At 68.7% G+C, this 16,037-nt stretch carries 14 protein-coding genes; 6 read left to right on the top strand and 8 right to left on the bottom strand.

All coding sequences use genetic code 11. The features are described 5' to 3' along the window. Positions 1-82: 82 nt before the first annotated feature. The 5 genes from hemC to ACFOLC_RS06120 form a co-directional block, all read right to left on the bottom strand. Positions 83-1,000 carry a hydroxymethylbilane synthase gene (gene hemC / locus ACFOLC_RS06100; protein ID WP_386758333.1) on the bottom strand — a complete coding sequence of 306 codons (918 nt, stop codon included), beginning with the start codon at positions 998-1,000 and terminating at the stop codon, positions 83-85. 152 nt (positions 1,001-1,152) lie between these two features. Continuing rightward, positions 1,153-1,578: a DUF1801 domain-containing protein gene (locus ACFOLC_RS06105; protein ID WP_386758334.1), complete on the bottom strand. Its 426-nt coding sequence runs from the start codon at positions 1,576-1,578 to the stop codon at positions 1,153-1,155. Between the two features lie 279 nt (positions 1,579-1,857). Further along, positions 1,858-2,442, bottom strand: a complete 585-nt coding sequence (locus ACFOLC_RS06110; protein WP_386758335.1) for a hypothetical protein — start codon at positions 2,440-2,442, stop codon at positions 1,858-1,860. A 152-nt stretch (positions 2,443-2,594) separates the two neighbouring features. After that, positions 2,595-3,326 (bottom strand): LytR/AlgR family response regulator transcription factor, encoded by a 732-nt coding sequence (locus tag ACFOLC_RS06115; RefSeq protein WP_386758336.1) that lies wholly within the window; start codon positions 3,324-3,326, stop codon positions 2,595-2,597. 87 nt (positions 3,327-3,413) lie between these two features. Beyond that, a complete protein-coding gene (locus tag ACFOLC_RS06120; protein WP_386758337.1) occupies positions 3,414-4,118 on the bottom strand; it encodes an alpha/beta hydrolase in 705 nt (234 codons plus the stop codon). A gap of 158 nt (positions 4,119-4,276) precedes the next feature. Between ACFOLC_RS06120 and ACFOLC_RS06125 the strand changes: the two genes are divergently transcribed. From ACFOLC_RS06125 to ACFOLC_RS06140, 4 genes are all read left to right on the top strand, one after another. Then, positions 4,277-4,645: a DUF2946 family protein gene (locus ACFOLC_RS06125; protein ID WP_386758338.1), complete on the top strand. Its 369-nt coding sequence runs from the start codon at positions 4,277-4,279 to the stop codon at positions 4,643-4,645. Between the two features lie 54 nt (positions 4,646-4,699). Continuing rightward, positions 4,700-5,983, top strand: coding sequence for a TolC family protein (locus tag ACFOLC_RS06130; RefSeq protein ID WP_386758339.1), 1,284 nt, complete (start codon positions 4,700-4,702; stop codon positions 5,981-5,983). After that, the gene (locus tag ACFOLC_RS06135) at positions 5,980-7,251 is read left to right on the top strand and encodes an efflux RND transporter periplasmic adaptor subunit (RefSeq protein WP_386758340.1); all 1,272 of its coding nucleotides are present in this window, start codon (positions 5,980-5,982) and stop codon (positions 7,249-7,251) included. The genes ACFOLC_RS06130 and ACFOLC_RS06135 overlap by 4 nt, the downstream gene beginning before the upstream one ends. Before the next feature lie 149 nt (positions 7,252-7,400). Continuing rightward, positions 7,401-10,583 carry an efflux RND transporter permease subunit gene (locus tag ACFOLC_RS06140; RefSeq protein WP_386758341.1) on the top strand — a complete coding sequence of 1,061 codons (3,183 nt, stop codon included), beginning with the start codon at positions 7,401-7,403 and terminating at the stop codon, positions 10,581-10,583. Between the two features lie 84 nt (positions 10,584-10,667). On the opposite strand, the gene ACFOLC_RS06145 is transcribed toward ACFOLC_RS06140, so the two are convergent. Next, positions 10,668-12,218 (bottom strand): arylsulfatase, encoded by a 1,551-nt coding sequence (locus ACFOLC_RS06145; protein ID WP_386758342.1) that lies wholly within the window; start codon positions 12,216-12,218, stop codon positions 10,668-10,670. A gap of 497 nt (positions 12,219-12,715) precedes the next feature. On the opposite strand from ACFOLC_RS06145, the gene ACFOLC_RS06150 reads away from it, so the two are divergent. Next, the gene (locus ACFOLC_RS06150) at positions 12,716-13,723 is read left to right on the top strand and encodes an XdhC family protein (RefSeq protein WP_386758343.1); all 1,008 of its coding nucleotides are present in this window, start codon (positions 12,716-12,718) and stop codon (positions 13,721-13,723) included. Then, a complete protein-coding gene (locus tag ACFOLC_RS06155; protein WP_386758344.1) occupies positions 13,720-14,322 on the top strand; it encodes a nucleotidyltransferase family protein in 603 nt (200 codons plus the stop codon). Before ACFOLC_RS06150 ends, ACFOLC_RS06155 begins: the two co-directional genes overlap by 4 nt. An 80-nt stretch (positions 14,323-14,402) precedes the next feature. On the opposite strand, the gene ACFOLC_RS06160 is transcribed toward ACFOLC_RS06155, so the two are convergent. Both ACFOLC_RS06160 and ACFOLC_RS06165 read right to left on the bottom strand, forming a co-directional pair. Beyond that, on the bottom strand, positions 14,403-14,786 hold the full coding sequence (locus tag ACFOLC_RS06160) for an HU family DNA-binding protein (RefSeq protein ID WP_386758345.1): 384 nt from the start codon (positions 14,784-14,786) through the stop codon (positions 14,403-14,405). A gap of 244 nt (positions 14,787-15,030) precedes the next feature. After that, positions 15,031-15,936: a LysR family transcriptional regulator gene (locus ACFOLC_RS06165; protein WP_386758346.1), complete on the bottom strand. Its 906-nt coding sequence runs from the start codon at positions 15,934-15,936 to the stop codon at positions 15,031-15,033. Positions 15,937-16,037: the final 101 nt, after the last annotated feature.

Raw genomic sequence — 16,037 nt, forward strand, 5'->3', positions numbered from 1 at the left:
ATGACCCGGAGATCGTTGTAGCTAGGAGCGGCTTCAGCCGCTCCTGGAAACCGCTCCTACCTGCAACAAAACCCGGGCCGGATCAGAGGCTCGCCGCGATGAATTCGCCCGCGCCCTGCGCCAGCAGCTGCTGCGCCACCTCCAAGCCGAGGCATTCGGGCGCATCGCCGCGGCCTTCGCCGTGGGCACGCACCACGCGGCCGTCGGCCGCCGAACCGACCAGGCCGTCGAGCCGCAAATGCTCGCCGTCGAGCCTTGCGAATGCCGCCACCGGCACGTGGCAGCTGCCGTGCAGGGCACGGTTCATGGCGCGCTCGGCCTCGGCGCAGGTGCGCGTGGCACTGTCGTCGAGCACCGCGCACAGTGCGCGCGTGTCCAGGTCGTCGTCGCGGCACTCGATCGCGATCGCGCCCTGCGCCGGTGCCGGCAACCAGTCCGGCGCCTGCAGGCGCACGCGGATGCGCGCGTCAAAGCCGAGTCGCTGCAGGCCGGCGCAGGCCAGCACGATGGCGTCGTAGTCGCCGCCGTCGAGCTTGGCCAGGCGCGTGTTGACGTTGCCGCGCAGGTCGAGCAACTCCAGGTCCGGGCGCAGCGCACGCAACTGCGCCTGCCGGCGCAACGACGAGGTGCCCACGCGCGCACCGACCGGCAAGGCGGCAATGCCGTCGAAGCGGTTGCTGACGAAGGCGTCGGCGTAATCGGCGCGGGCCAGGATCGCCGGCAGGGCGAAGCCCGGCTCCAGTTCCATCGGCACGTCCTTGAGCGAGTGCACCGCACAATCGGCTTCGCCGCGCTGCATCGCCAACTCCAGCTCCTTCAGGAACAGGCCCTTGCCGCCGATCGCCGCCAGCGAGCGATCCAGCACCTCGTCGCCGCGCGTGCTCATCGGCACCAGCGTCACCGCCAGCCCCGGGTGCGCGGCGCGCAGGCGGGCGGCGACGTGCTCGCTCTGCCACAGGGCGAGCGGGCTCTTGCGGGTGGCGATGCGCAGGGTCTTCATGGCGGCATTATCGCCGCTGCGCGGGCCCGGCCCAACTTCTCGTCATGCGGGCGCGATGGCTGCGCCGTGCCGCTCGGCAGCAACTTTTTGCTCGTCATCCCCGCGAAGGCCGGCTCCGCTTTCGCGGGAATGACGAAGTGTTTAGACGTTCCCTAACGGACATGGACAATCCAGCGCCGCACGATCCGCTCGAACTCGGCCTTCTTGTCGTTGAAGTCCGCCAAGCGCTCGAACTCGACCATCGCGCGGTCCGGGCCCAGCCACTTCAGCAGCCCGCTCGGGTCATCGATCGCGAATCCACCGGCCGGCGACTCGCGGACCTTGGCGCCCAGGTGCAGGACGACGCCGAAGCCGGTCTTGCCGCGCAGGTGGGTGGTGGCGAAGTACTCGCCGGTGCGGAAGCTCGGCGTGTTCCACTTGATCCCTTCGGCGATGCCCGCATCGAGGCCGAGCATGAGCCGGCGCAGCGCCTCGACCCCGGCCTTGCACGGGTGCTCGAGCTTGGCCATGAAGTCGTCGACGGCCCGGGTCGAATCGGCGGGCGTGGTGTGAGTGGGTTTTGATTTCGCGCTCGACATGACGCCTCCTTGCGAACGAATGTCTCGATCAAGCTAAGCCACGAAACGGCCTCGGCTTGAAGCGGTTTCGGCTTGGATGAACGGTCAGGCCGCTGACCAGCACAGCCTTACCTCGGTCGCGACTGAAGCTCCAGGACGTTGCCCTCGGGGTCAGTGACGTAAACCCACGTGAGCGGTGAACTGCAGTGCGCCCTGACACCCGAATGAAGCCAAGCCGCAAAGCGGCTTCGGCCTGAATGAATTGCCAAGCCGCAAAGGCGTTGATGTTTAACGACCTGCTCACCGCTGTTCCATGCGATTCACGTTACCGCGCGAGTCTGTGGTGCACAGCCACTGGGCACCCTTGAGGCTGAGAAAAACCTCGAACCCGCCAGCCGCAGGCACGTGCGATATCGGGAGAACAAAGACTGAGTTCATTCCGCTCTTCAGTGCCAGTGCGCTCTTGCATGCAGCGACGGCCGCGTCCGCAGATTCTTTGCTTGTGCTGCTGGATTGTGCCGATTGTCCCTCGCTGGCAGGCGCACCGCTTTGGGGTGCATTGCGCATTACTGCTGCGGGAGTAATGGAGCAAATGCCGTTGGCACCGTTGTTTCCAGTGTAGGACATCTGCGTACCCCCGTCGGGAGTTCGATTGATTGAAAGCGTTATTCCGCTTTTGGCATCCCGAGCTTCATAGTAATTTTCGCTGAACCTGCGAAGGTCAGTCTCCCTGCCGTCGACGAACACTGGACCACCTTCATCGGCATGTACCTCAACTCCGCCAGGGCAGGTGCCATTGAAGGACGAAATTGCGGCGCTTGCTGACTGCGCCACGAAAAGCGTTGCCACAGAAACCAGTGCGGCGAAACAGTGCATACGGGTCATGGTGCTATCCACTCTTGTTTTCTGGGGGAGGGGGCTGTTCTGGAACTGGGGCTGGTCAGCGTTCTGTCACTTGCGGCCTAACACCTGAATGAAGCCACGTCGCGATACGGCTTGGCAGGAATGCAAGGTGAGTGACACGACCTGCCCGGCCGTCACAGGTGCTTGAGCGTCTCGCGCAATCCCGACACGCAGCGGCGGCTGACTTCGAGCGGTTGCTTGCCGTGGCGCAGCACCGCCTGGACGTGGCCGTCGGGGGCGCGCTTGAGTTCGACGATCTCGTGACGCGCCACCAGGCAGTTGCGGTGGATGCGCACGAAACGCTCGCCGAATTCGTCCTCCAGCGATTTCAGCGATTCCTCGATCAGGTCCTCGCCGCGCGCGTGGTGGACGATCACGTACTTTTCTTCGGCGTGCAGGTAGTGCACGTCCTCGACCGGGATCAGGCGCAGGCTGCCGCGCAGGCGCGCGCACAGGTGGCTGCGGCGCTGGCCGTTGCCGGCCGTGGTGGCGGTGCGCTCGCGCCCGGCGGCGAAGGTGCGCACGCGCTCCAGGGCCGCGCTCAGGCGCTCGGCCCGCACCGGTTTGACCAGGTAGTCGATCGCCTCGGCCTCGAACGCCGACAGCGCGTGTGCGTCGTAGGCGGTGCAGAACACCACCGCCGGGCGCGGCTCGAACGCCGCCAGGTGGCGCGCGGCCTCAAGGCCGTCGATCCCGGGCATGGCGATGTCGAGCAGGACCAGGTCGGGGCGGTGCTCGGCGCAGGCGTGCAGGGCGTGCTGGCCGTCGGCGGCCTCGGCGACGACCTCGACCCCGTGCTGATCGGCCAGCAGCGCGCGCAGGCGCTCGCGCGCCAGTGGCTCGTCGTCGGCGATCACTACCCTCATCGGCCCAGCCTCCACCCCGTCCGGCCTGCTCACGCCAGATAGTAGCCCCGCGCGCGCGCAGCGGCCATGTCCGACTGGGCCGCAGTCTCAATTGCCGTTGAAGCGCTGCTCCAGCCAGTCGCCGAGGGCATGGATTTCCTCGGCGCAGACCTGGTGTGCCATCGGGTAGCAATGCCAGTCGAGCGCGAAGCCCAGCTCCTGCAACACCGCCGCGCTGCGCTCGCCGATCTGCACCGGCACCACCGGGTCGAACTGGCCGTGCGCCATGAACACCGGCTGCGCGATGGCGGCCACCTGCACGCTTGCCGCCGCCTGCTGCGGGTTCAGCGGCAGGTAGGTCGACAGCCCGGCCACGCCGGCCAGCGGCCGTTGCCGGCGCAGGCCGGCGGCGAGGGCGATCGCGCCACCCTGGGAAAAACCGATCAGCACGATGCGTTCGGGCGGCACGCCGCGCTCGCCCTCGCGTGCAATCAAGGCCTCCACCTGCGCGACCGATTCGGCCACGCCGGTCTCGTCGGCGCGCTGGTTGAAGTCGAAGCTGACGATGTCGTACCAGGCGCGCATGCGCACGCCGTTGTTGATTGTCACCGCCCGCACCGGCGCGTGCGGAAACACGAAGCGCAACGCCGGCCAACCCGGGCGCAGCAACTCCGGCACGATCGGCGCGAAGTCGTTGCCGTCGGCACCGAGGCCGTGCAGCCACAGCACGGTCCATGCGGGGGCGGCGGCGGTCTCGTGCTCGACGGTGTCGAGTGGGGTGGTCGGGAGCGAGGCGGTCGAGAGCGTGTTCATCGCCGCATTGTCGCCGCTGGTGCACAGGCTCGCCAGCGCGGTGACCGCGCGCCAGCGCCTGCCTCCCCTGTAAACCGCGTCAGGTGCGTGCGACGGGCGTGCTGCACGGCGCAGTACTGCAATGTTGTATCGCCGGCCCCGCCGGTTACCCTAGGGCCATGTTCGGCACGTCCGCCCTCTCGTCTGTGCTACGGCTGCTGGTGATCGGTCTGTTGCTGACCGGCATCGTGCTGCGGCCGGCGCTGGCGTTCGCCGAGGAGATTCATGATCTCACCGCGCACGCCGCGACAGCCTCGGCCGCCGACAGTGGGTCCGAGCATCACCGCGCACCGGCGCCCGGCCAGGACGGCCCGTCCGACGACAGCCACTGGCACCTGACCCATTGCTGCGGCCAGCAGGCCGCGGTGTTGCCGCGCCTGGACCTGGCCCTGCTCGTCCCGGTCACCGCGTCGCCGATACCGGCGGCGACGGTGTCCTTCGTGCCGACACCACGACCCGCGCCGTTCCGCCCTCCGATCGCAGCGTGACCGTGCCGCCGGCCCTGGCGCCGGCGTTCCGTCATCTCATTCGGAGCTTTCCCCATGCTTTTGCGACTCGCGGCCTTGGCCGCGCTGGTCGTCGTGTTCGCCGTGGCCGCGCCCGCGCGAGCCGGCGACCGGCCCCTCAACGACACCCTGACCCTGGACGACGCCTTCGCGCGCGTCGCCGCGTCCCACCCCGACCTGCGCCTGATCGACGCCCGCGACGACGTGCTCGCCGGCGAGCGTGACCAGGCCGCGCAACGGCCGGCACTGGTCGCCGGCGCCGAACTCGAGAACGCCTTTGGCAGCGGCGATTACGCCGCACTCGACCGCGCCGAACTCACCCTCAGCCTGGCCTCGGTGCTGGAACGCGGCGGCAAGCTCGATGCCCGCCGCGCGCTCGCGCAAAGCCGCATCGACGCCCTCGCGCTCGAACGTGAAACCACCCGCCTGGACCTGCTGGCCGAAGTGGCGCGGCGCTACCTGGCGGTGGTCGCCGCGCAACGCCTGCGCGGCATCGCGCAGGCCGACATCGGCCAGCGCCAACGCACCGTCGCCGCTGCGCGGCAACGGCTGACGGCCGGCGCCTCGCCGGAGTCGGTGGTGCTGACCGCGCAGGCGGCACTGGCCCGCGCCGAGCTCGAACGCCACCGCAGCGCGCAGACCGAAATCGCCGCGCGCCAGCACCTGGCCGCCCTGTGGGGCGAGCGCGAACCGCGCTTCGCGATCGCCGCCGGCGACCCGCTGGCGCTGCCGGCCATCGCCGATTTCGATGCGCTGGCCGCGCTGTTGCAAGGTACGCCCGAGCTGGCCCGCTTCGCCGACCAGCGCCGCATCGGCGAGGCGCGGCTGCAGCTGGCGCGCGCGCAGGCGGTGCCGGATCTGGACTGGCAGCTTGGCGTGCGTGCGCTCAATGAAAACAGTGACGCCGCCCTGGTCGCCGGCGTCTCGATGCCGCTGGGCAGCGCGCGCCGCGCGCAGCCGCAGATCCGCACCGCGCAAGCCGAGCTGGCGATGGTCGAGGTCGAACGCGAGGCGCAGGGCCTGGCGCTGTACTCGACCCTGGTCGATGCACACGGCCGCTACCGCATCGCGCAGTTGGAAGTCGCGCGGCTGCAGGACGACGTGCTGCCCAAGCTCGGCCAGGCCGAGGCGGAGGCCGAACGCGCTTACCGCGCCGGCGCCATCAGCTACCTGGAATGGGCGCAACTGCAGTCCGAGCGCACCGCGATGCGGCGGCAGCAGATCGAGACTGCACTGGATGCGCAACGCGCCCTGATCGAAATCCAGCGACTCACCGGCCAGGCGTTCATCGCCGCTCCTGCACAAGGTCCCGCACCATGAAGCCCTCCTCCCTGATTGCCACGTTCGCGCTGACCCTGCTGCTGGCCGCCTGCGGCGGCAGCGCGCCGGACGACGACCACCCTGCCGACGAAGCAGCCGGCCACGCCGACAGCGGTCATGCCGACGCCGAGGAGCCCCAGCAGGGCGAACACGGCGGCCGCCTGCTGCAGCAGGGCGGCTACACCGTCGAGCTCGCCATTGCCGAGGACGGCACGCCACCGAAGTACCGGGCGTGGCTGTACCGCGATGGCAAGCCGTTGCCGCCGAGTGCCGGCACTGTCGAGGTCCGGTTGCAGCGTCTGGGCAACATCGCCGAGAACCACGCGCTCAAGCCGCAGGCCGACGGCAGCCTGCTGGCGGCCAGTGTCGTCGGCGAGCCGCATTCGTTCGCCGTGGTCGTGCTCGCCGGGATCGACGGCAAGACGTTGCGCTGGGCCTACGACAGCTTCGAGGGCCGCACCGTGATCGGCGCGAAGATCGCCGAGGAGTCCGGCATCCGCGCCGCCGCCGTGGGCGCCGGCACGATTGCCGACGAGCACGAAGTGCAGGGCCTGCTGACCCCGATCGAAGGCCGCGAGGCCAAGGTGATGGCGCGCTTCCCCGGCCCGATCCGCAGCCTGCGCGCCAACGTCGGCGACCGGGTACGCGCCGGACAGGCACTCGCCGTCGTCGAGAGCAACCTGAGCCTGACCAACTACACGGTGACGGCGCCGATCTCCGGCGTGGTGCTCGCGCGCAACGCCGCCGTCGGCGCGGTGGCGGGTGAAGGCAGCGCGCTGTTCGAGATCGCCGACCTGTCGCAGCTGTGGGTCGACCTGCACATCTTCGGCGCCGACGCCCAGCACATCCGTGCCGGCGTGCCGGTGGCCGTGACCCGCATGAGCGACGGCGTGACCGCACAGACGGTGCTCGAGCGGGTGCTGCCCGGCACCGCGACGGCCAGCCAGAGCACGGTGGCCCGCGCCACCCTCGCCAACGGCGACGGCCAGTGGCGCCCGGGCTCGGCGGTCAAGGCACGCATCACGGTCGCCCAGCAACCGGCGGCGCTGGTGGTGCCGCTGGCCGCGGTGCAGACCTTCCGCGATTGGGAGGTGGTGTTCGTGCGCGTCGGCGACACCTACGAGGTGCGTCCGGTCGAGCTGGGCCAGCGCGATGCCACGCGCGTGGAGGTCCTGTCAGGGATCAAGCCGGGCGACCAGGTGGTGGTCGAGCAGAGTTACCTGGTGAAGGCGGACATCGAGAAGTCCGGCGCTTCGCACGATCACTGACACGACACAGGACCGTCATCCCCGCGCAGGCGGGGATCCATGGACGTTGATCCTGCTTTCGCAGGCTCGGCTCGACGAAAAAGCAAAGTCCTTGGATCCCCGCCTTCGCGGGGATGACGAGCAAGGGCAAACACAACCAGGAGCATCCCATGCTCGAAAAAATCATCCGCTCCGCCATCGCCCACCGATGGCTGATGCTCGCCCTCACCCTGGCGCTGGTCGCGCTGGGCGTGTGGAGCTTCACCAAGCTGCCGATCGACGCCACGCCCGACATCACCAATGTCCAGGTGCAGATCAACACCGAGACCACCGGCTACTCGCCGCTGGAGTCGGAGCAGCGCGTCACCTACCCGATCGAGACCGCGATGGCCGGGCTGCCCGGCCTGGATTACACGCGCTCGATCTCACGCTACGGCCTGTCGCAGGTCACCGTCGCGTTCAAGGACGGCACCGACCTCTACTTCGCGCGCCAGCAGGTCAGCGAACGCCTGCAGCAGATGCGCTCGCAGCTGCCGACCGGACTGGAACCGGAGATGGGGCCGATCGCGACCGGCCTGGGCGAGATCTTCATGTACACGGTCGAGGCCAGCCCGGAAGCGCGCAAGCGCGACGGCACGCCGTGGACCGCGACCGACCTGCGCACCCTGCAGGACTGGGTGGTGCGTCCGCAGCTGCGCAACACGCCGGGCGTCACCGAGGTCAATACCATCGGCGGCTACGCGCGGCAGATCCACATCACCCCGGAGCCGGCGAAACTGGTCGCGCTCGGCTTCACCCTGCGTGACGTGGTGCAGGCCGTCGCCGCCAACAACCAGAACCTCGGCGCCGGCTACATCGAGCGCAACGGCCAGCAGTTCCTGGTGCGCGTGCCCGGGCAGGTCGCGGACCTGGACGCGATCGGTGACATCGTGCTCGATCGCCGCGAAGGCGTGCCGATCCGGGTGCGCGATGTCGCGCACGTCGGCGAAGGCCCGGAGCTGCGCAACGGCGCCGCCACCCAGAACGGCAAGGAAGTCGTGCTCGGCACCGTCTTCATGCTGGTGGGTGCGAACAGCCGCGAAGTCGCGCAGGCCGCCGCCGCCAAGTTGGCCGAGGCCAACAAGAGCCTGCCGCCCGGCACCCACGCCAGCCCGGTCTACGACCGCACGGCGCTGGTCGACCGCACCATCGCCACCGTCGCCAAGAACCTGATCGAAGGCGCGGTGCTGGTGATCGTGGTGCTGTTTGCGCTGCTCGGCAATTTCCGTGCGGCGTTGATCACCGCGGCGGTGATCCCGCTGGCGATGCTGTTCACCGTGTTCGGCATGGTGCGCGGTGGCGTGTCCGGCAACCTGATGAGCCTGGGCGCGCTCGACTTCGGCCTGATCGTCGACGGCGCGGTGATCATCATCGAGAACTGCCTGCGCCGCTTCGGCGAGATGCAGCACCGGCTCGGCCGGGTGATGAACGAGGAAGAGCGCTTCGACCTGGCCGCCGCGGCCACCGCCGAGGTGATCCGGCCGAGCCTGTTCGGGCTGGGCATCATCACCGCCGTCTACCTGCCGATCTTCGCGCTCACCGGCATCGAGGGAAAGATGTTCCACCCGATGGCGATCACCGTGGTGCTGGCCTTGACCGGCGCGATGCTGCTGTCGCTGACCTTCGTGCCGGCGGCGGTGGCGTTGTTCCTGGGCGGCCGCGTCGAGGAGAAGGAGAACCGCCTCATGCAGTGGGCCAAGCGCCGTTATGCGCCGCTGCTGGCCTGGTCGCTACGGCGCCGCGCGTGGGTCATGGGCGGGGCGGTGGCGCTGGTCGCGGTCTGCGGCCTGTTCGCGACGCGCTTGGGCACCGAGTTCATCCCCAACCTCGACGAGGGCGACATCGCGTTGCATGCGCTGCGCATCCCCGGCACCAGCCTCGACCAGGCGGTGAAGATGCAGGCAACGCTGGAGGCGCGGCTCAAGCAGCTTCCCGAGGTCGAGCGTGTCTTCAGCAAGCTCGGCACGGCCGAGGTCGCGACCGACCCGATGCCGCCGTCGTTGGCCGACACCTTCCTGATGATGAAGCCGCGCGCGCAGTGGCCCGACCCACGCAAGCCACGCAGCCAATTGATCGCGCAGATCGAGGCCGCCGCCAAACAGTTGCCCGGCAACAACTACGAGTTCACCCAGCCGATCCAGATGCGCATGAACGAGTTGATCTCGGGCGTGCGCGCCGATGTCGCGATCAAGCTCTACGGCGATGACCTGGACACGCTGGTCGCGGTCGGCAAACGCATCGAGGCGGTCGCCAAGACCGTGCCCGGCGCCGCCGACGTCAAGCTCGAACAGACGACAGGCCTGCCACTGCTGTCGGTGGTGCCGGACCGGCAGGCGCTGGCGCGCTATGGCCTGAACCCGGGCGATGTTCAGGAGACCGTGGCGACGGCCGTGGGCGGTGCCGTGTCGGGCCAGTTGTTCGAGGGCGACCGCCGCTTCGACATCGTCGTGCGCCTGCCCGAACGCCTGCGTCAGGACCCGGCAGCGCTGGCCGACCTGCCCATCCCGTTGGGCGATGTACTCGCGGGCGGTGCCAACGCCGATGAATCCAGCCGCAGCGGCGGCTGGGTGTCCGGCACGCCACGCACGGTGCCGTTGCGCGAAGTGGCGACGCTGGAGACCGTGCTCGGCCCCAACCAGATCAACCGCGAAAACGGCAAGCGCCGCGTGGTGATCACCGCCAACGTGCGCGGACGCGACCTCGGCGGCTTCGTTGCGCAGCTGCAGTCGCGCGTGGCCGCGCAGGTCGACGTGCCGAGCGGCTACTGGGTCGACTACGGCGGCACGTTCGAGCAGTTGATCTCGGCCAGCCAACGCCTGTCGGTGGTGGTGCCGGTCACCCTGGCGATCATCTTCGCGCTGCTGTTCTGGGCGTTCGGTTCGGCCAAGGACGCGGCGATCGTGTTCAGCGGCGTACCGCTGGCGTTGACCGGCGGCGTGATCGCGCTGGCCTTGCGCGGCATTCCGTTGTCGATCTCGGCCGGCGTCGGCTTCATCGCGCTGTCCGGCGTCGCCGTGCTCAACGGCCTGGTGATGATCGCCTTCATCCGCAAGCTGCGCGAGCAGGGCGACCCATTGGACAACGCCATCGTCGACGGCGCCCTGGGGCGACTGCGACCGGTGCTGATGACGGCGTTGGTGGCTTCGCTTGGCTTCCTGCCGATGGCGTTCAACGTCGGCGCCGGCTCCGAGGTGCAACGGCCACTGGCGACGGTGGTGATCGGCGGCATCGTCTCCTCGACGCTGCTGACGCTGCTGGTGCTGCCGGCGCTGTACCGCTGGCTGCACCGCAATGGGGAAAAGGTCGTGGTGTAGTCCCTCTCCTGCAGGGGAGATGGCCGCGGTTGCCGTGGACTGTCGGTCCGGGCCTGGTGACAGGCCCGAACCGCTTCGTGTCGTTCAGCTGTTGGGATGCAACGATTCCACTTCCTTCAGGCGCTTCATCGCATCGACCTGCTTCAGCAGCCCGTAGTTGATGCCGCCGGCATTGAGGGAACTGCCGGCTTGGTACGGGTAGTCCATGAAGTCGGAGAAGAAGCCCTTGATCTGGCCCATCACCGGCACGATCAGCCACATCTGACGCCCGAAGAATTCCAGTGCACCGGCGCCTTCTTCCAGACCGCGCTCGTAGGGATCCATGCGCAGATTGGTGATCGTCGTCCAGTTGGTCACGGTGCGCGAACCGGTGGCGATGTTGCCGTGGGCCTGCACTGCGAAGCTGAGCTTCCAGTCCTGGTAGCGCAGCGCGTTGAGGTTGCCGCCCTGGTCGAAGTAGAAGATGGCGGCACGCGGCCCCTGCTTCTCCTTGCCCTGGAAGTACGGCATGAAGTTGTAACCGTCCAGTTTGACCTTGAATTTCTTCTTGTTGAGCGTCGTGCCCTTGGCCAGTTGCTCCTTGACGTCGGGCACGCCGGCCGCCGCGCACAGGGTGGGGAACATGTCGATCAGCGAGATCGGATCGTTGTAGACCGTGCCCGGCTTGATCGTGCCCGGCCAGCGGATCGCCATCGGAATACGGAAGCCGCCTTCCCAGGTCGAGCCCTTCTCACCGCGGAACATGGTCATGGCGCCGTCGGGCCACAGCGCGATCTCGGCGCCGTTGTCGGTGGTGTAGACGACGATGGTGTTGTCGTCGATGCCCAACTCGTCCAGCAGATCCAGTAGTTCGCCGACGTGGCCGTCGTGCTCGACCATGCCGTCGGCGTGCAGGCCCTTGCCGGTCTTGCCCATCGACTCCTTCTTCAGGTGGGTGAACACGTGCATGCGGGTGGTGTTGAACCACACGAAGAATGGCTGCTCGGCCTTGACGCTCTTCTTGATGAATTTTTCGGCCGCGCCCAGGAACTCCTCGTCCACCGTGGGCATGCGTTTGATATTCAGCGGGCCGGTGTCCTCGATCTTGCCGTCGGCGTAGGAGTGGATCACGCCGCGCGGCCCGTACTTCTTCTTGAAAGCTGGATCCTTCGGATAGAAGTAGCCCTCCGGCTCCTCTTCGGCGTTGAGGTGGTAGAGGTTGCCAAAGAATTCGTCGAAGCCGTGATTGGTCGGCAGGTGCTGGTCCTGGTCGCCGAGGTGGTTCTTGCCGAACTGGCCGGTGGCATAGCCCTGGGTCTTCATCACGTCGGCGATGGTCGGCATCCAGTCGGCGATGCCGTGCGGGTCGCCCGGCATGCCGATGGTCAGCAGGCCGGTGCGGAACGGCTCCTGGCCGAGAATGAACGACGCGCGCCCGGCGGTGCAGCTCTGCTGGCCGTAGGAGTCGGTGAACATCGCGCCTTCGTTGGCGATGCGGTCGATGTTGGGCGTCTGGTAGCCCATCAGGCCGCGGGTGTAGCAACTGACCTGGGGAATGCCGATGTCGTCGCCAAAGATGACGAGGATGTTGGGTTTACCTGAAGCAGCTTTTGACGAACCGCGCCCGCCCTTTGCCGGGGCTTTCTTCGATGCCATGACCGTCTCCCGATGAGTGGATTCCGCTCAGGCATGATTCGGCGAGCGGGACCCTGGATTTTTCATAGGAGACGTCAGTCCGGCGTGAACCGCGGTGTGCAGCGTGCGTTTATCCCTTCACCAGCGCCTGCGGGCACGGCCCACCTGCATCGGCCCAGGTCTTGAACGCGGTGACGAACCGCTCGTGCGGCACCGGCGCGCGCGTGCCGCCAGGTCCGGCGCTAACGCGGCCAATCGCCGACACGGCCGGTTGCAGCAGCCGACGTTGCCAAGCGCCATGAACGCTCACTCGATGCCTCCGGACGAACCCGGGATACCGGGAACCTTACGAACGGCGACGCCCGCGGCGTTAGCCGATTGTTAATGGATTCTTGCCCGATCCTGCAGCGCTGCGCCGGCCGGCCGCGGCGGCGCAGCCCGCCCCATAATCACCGCCTCGCGCGAGCGTGGCGGCGGCATTGCTTAGACTCGACGCTGCAACGCCCTTCGGAACCGTCATGGACTTTTCGCCGGTCATCGCCCGTTCGCCCGCCCCGTTCGGCACCGGTGGCGCGCGCGCGGTGCTGGACGCCGCCGCGACCGCGCTGCGGCACGACGACGAGGCCGCGCTGGCGCTGGTGCTCGACACCGAGGGTTCGACGTATGTCCAGGCCGGCGCCCTGGCCCTGTTCGGCGCGGCCGGCCGGCAGGTCGGCTGGCTCAGCGGCGGCTGCCTTGAGCCGGACATCGCACTGCGTGCGCAGCAGGCCGTGCGTGCCCAACGCATCGAGTGGCTGGAGATCGACACGCGCAGCGACGAAGACCTGTTCGCCGGCTCGGCGGTCGGTTGCCGCGGCCAGTTGCGGCTGGCGTTGCTGCCGCTGCGTGCGCTGACGGCGTGGGCCACGCTGATCGCGTCCTGGTGCGATGGCATCGGGCCCCTGCGCATCACGTTGCAGGCCAATGGCGGCATCACGGCCCGCGTCGGTGACCGCCGTGTGCAATCCACCCTGGCCACCGCTCCACTGTCCTGGGGCGGCAGTGCGACGCAGTGGGCGGTCGAGGTCCCGCGGCCGCCGGCGGTGCTGGTGTTCGGTGGCGGTCCGGAGTCGCCGATCCTGCTGCCGCTGCTGCGCACGCTCGGCGCGATGACCACGCTGGTCGAACAACGCCCCCGCTGGCGGGCGATGGCCGCCCACGCCGATCGCGCGCTCGAACTGCCGCCGACCCGCGCCTTGGCATCGCCGCAGGCCTGCGACGCCGCGCTGGTGATGCATCACCACTTCGAACTCGACCGCGAAGCGCTGGCGGCGTTGGCCGGGACCACGACCGGTTTCATCGGCCTGCTCGGCCCGGTGCGGCGGCGCGAGGACCTGTTCCGCGTATTACCCGCCGGCGCGCGCGAGGCACTGCTGCCGCGCCTGCATTCACCGGTCGGCCTGCGTCTGGGCGGCACCGGCCCGGAAGCGATCGCGCTGAGCATCGCCGCGCAACTGCAGGCGCATCTGCACGGCGAGGCCGCGTGACACCGGCGCATGCCGCGCTGGTGCTGGCCGCCGGCGGCAGCCGCCGGCTTGGCCGGGCCAAACAGCTGCTGCGGCGTGACGGCGAGGCACTGGTGCACCGCGCGGTGCGCCTGGCCGCACAGACCCGACCGCAACGCCTGCTGGTGGTGACCGGCGCGTACGACACGGTGGTGCGCGCCGCGCTGGCCGGCTTCGGCATCGAGCCCCTGTTCAATCCGCACTGGGCGCAAGGCCTGGCGAGCAGCCTGCAGCAGGCAGCAGCGGCGTTGCACGATTTTTCCGGGGCCACGCTGGTCGTCGGTTGCGATCAACCCGCGCTCGCGGCCGAGCATCTGCAGCAACTGCTCGACGGCGCCTCGACGGCGGCATCGGGTTGCGCGGCCACCGCGCACGGCAGCGCACTGGGCATCCCCGCGGTGGTCTCGGCGGCGCTGCTGCGCGAGGCCGCGCATCTGCAGGGCGACCGCGGCCTGGGCGCGGCGCTGACGCGGCTGCCGTCGGATTCGGTCTGGCGACTGGAAGCGCCGGAGCTGGCGCTGGATATCGATGTCGAAACCGACGTCGTCAAGGCGCAGGCGCTGGGCCTGCTCGACCGCTAGCCGCGGCCGTTGCTACGCGGCGCATGCCGCGCCGGAAGGAAGGATGCGGTGGCGTTGCGCACACCGCATCCCGGCGGTCATCAGGCCGCGGCGTCCTTCAGCTTCTTCAGCGGACGCACCTTGACCTTCACCGATGCCGGCTTGGCAGCGAACCACTGCTCTTCCTTGGTGAAGGGGTTGATGCCCTTGCGCTTCGGCTTGGCCGGCACGTTGACGGCGGTGATCTTCAGCAGGCCCGGCAGGGTGAACGAACCCGCGCCCTTCTTGCTGACCGAACCGTGCACGGCGCCTTCCAGCGCGGAGAACACGGCGCGCACGTCCTTGGCCAGCACGCCCGTCGCCTCGGCGATGTGCGCAACCAGACCGGACTTGCTCAGCGCTTCCTTGATCGGCTTCGGAGCGGCCGGCTTGGCGGCGGCCTTCTTCGGTGCGGCTTTCTTTGCCACTTTCTTCGTCTTCGCCATATGTGTCTCGTAGTACTCGATGGGTGGATGGGTTGCCCGAAAACCCCACTAGGCAAGCGGAATGTAGGGCAACACTCTCGCGCCGCCAAGTCCAAGAAGGCGAAAAATGCGGCTTTATGAGCTCCAGGGCGCCCACGCTGCCACGACCACCTCCGTTTTCACGGCGGAATTGACCTAAACGGTGGCTTTGCGCGCGGCGCCGCCACCGATGCCGCGCCCCGTCACGGACACGCTTGGCCCGCCTTCAGTCCTCGTCGAGGTGCTGGAACCGCTCGCCGAGAAAGTCGATCAGCGCCCGCACCGACGGCAGCAACCCGCGGCGCGACGCGAACACGGCATGGATGATTTCGCGTCGCGGTGCCCACTGCGGCAGCACATGCACCAGTTCGCCGCGGGCGAGCGGTCCGCTCACCACCATCGTCGGCAATTGCACGACGCCGACACCGGCCATTGCCGCCGTGCGCAGCGCCAGCATGCCGCGGGTGATGTAGCGCGGCCGGTGATACACCGTCGCCTGCGCGCCGTCGGGGCCGAACAACTGCCAGACGTGCTCGTTCTGCGGCACGCCCAGATCGAGGCTGGGCAGTTGCGACAGGTCGGCCGGCACCCGCGGTGTGCCGGACTGCTGCAGCAGCGCCGGGCTGGCCACCAGGCATTGGCCGCGATCGGCCAGCACCCGCAGGACCAGGTCGCTGTCCTGCAACGGCGGCGGGCGCACGCGGATCGCGACATCGACGCCTTCGCCAATGACATCGACGCGGCGGTTGGTGGCCTCGAGGTGAAGCTCGACACGCGGGTGCGCGACCATGAAGTCGGCCACCATCTCGCCGATGCGCGAGTCCAGCAGCGTGACCGGGCACGTCATCCGCACGATCCCGCGCGGCTCCGAGCGGGTCATGTCGATGGCCTCCTGCGCGGCCTCGGCTTCGACCAGCATCGCCTTGCAATGCGTGTAGTAGGTCTGGCCGACCTCGGTGACCGAAAAGTGCCGGGTCGAACGCTGGATCAGGCGTATGCCCAGGCGCTCCTCGAGCAGGGCGATGCGCCGGCTCAATTTCGACTTGGGCACGCCGAGCGCGCGCCCGGCCGGGGCGAAGCCGCCGCGCTCGACCACCTGCGCGTAGTAGTACAGGTCGTTGAGGTCCTGCATCGTCCGCGCCCCAGCGTTCACCAGATAGGACTCTGAGGATAAATCCTGGCGACTACCGCGACCATCGTTGCGGGAATACCGTGATCTCCACCAAGCGGCCC

It is taken from the genome of Lysobacter cavernae (genome assembly GCF_042648505.1).
In the GTDB taxonomy this organism is placed as follows: Bacteria; Pseudomonadota; Gammaproteobacteria; order Xanthomonadales; family Xanthomonadaceae; genus Lysobacter_L; species Lysobacter_L cavernae.

Excerpts from the sequence above, each read along its gene's own strand:
- ACFOLC_RS06120 (WP_386758337.1), bottom strand. The coding sequence starts at position 4,118 with ATGAACACGCTCTCGACCGCCTCGCTCCCGACCACCCCACTCGACACC.
- hemC (WP_386758333.1), bottom strand. The coding sequence starts at position 1,000 with ATGAAGACCCTGCGCATCGCCACCCGCAAGAGCCCGCTCGCCCTGTGG.
- ACFOLC_RS06125 (WP_386758338.1), top strand. The coding sequence starts at position 4,277 with ATGTTCGGCACGTCCGCCCTCTCGTCTGTGCTACGGCTGCTGGTGATC.
- ACFOLC_RS06115 (WP_386758336.1), bottom strand. The coding sequence starts at position 3,326 with ATGAGGGTAGTGATCGCCGACGACGAGCCACTGGCGCGCGAGCGCCTG.
- ACFOLC_RS06160 (WP_386758345.1), bottom strand. The coding sequence starts at position 14,786 with ATGGCGAAGACGAAGAAAGTGGCAAAGAAAGCCGCACCGAAGAAGGCC.
- ACFOLC_RS06150 (WP_386758343.1), top strand. The coding sequence starts at position 12,716 with ATGGACTTTTCGCCGGTCATCGCCCGTTCGCCCGCCCCGTTCGGCACC.
- ACFOLC_RS06145 (WP_386758342.1), bottom strand. The coding sequence starts at position 12,218 with ATGGCATCGAAGAAAGCCCCGGCAAAGGGCGGGCGCGGTTCGTCAAAA.
- ACFOLC_RS06130 (WP_386758339.1), top strand. The coding sequence starts at position 4,700 with ATGCTTTTGCGACTCGCGGCCTTGGCCGCGCTGGTCGTCGTGTTCGCC.
- ACFOLC_RS06105 (WP_386758334.1), bottom strand. The coding sequence starts at position 1,578 with ATGTCGAGCGCGAAATCAAAACCCACTCACACCACGCCCGCCGATTCG.
- ACFOLC_RS06140 (WP_386758341.1), top strand. The coding sequence starts at position 7,401 with ATGCTCGAAAAAATCATCCGCTCCGCCATCGCCCACCGATGGCTGATG.
- ACFOLC_RS06165 (WP_386758346.1), bottom strand. The coding sequence starts at position 15,936 with ATGCAGGACCTCAACGACCTGTACTACTACGCGCAGGTGGTCGAGCGC.
- ACFOLC_RS06110 (WP_386758335.1), bottom strand. The coding sequence starts at position 2,442 with ATGACCCGTATGCACTGTTTCGCCGCACTGGTTTCTGTGGCAACGCTT.
- ACFOLC_RS06135 (WP_386758340.1), top strand. The coding sequence starts at position 5,980 with ATGAAGCCCTCCTCCCTGATTGCCACGTTCGCGCTGACCCTGCTGCTG.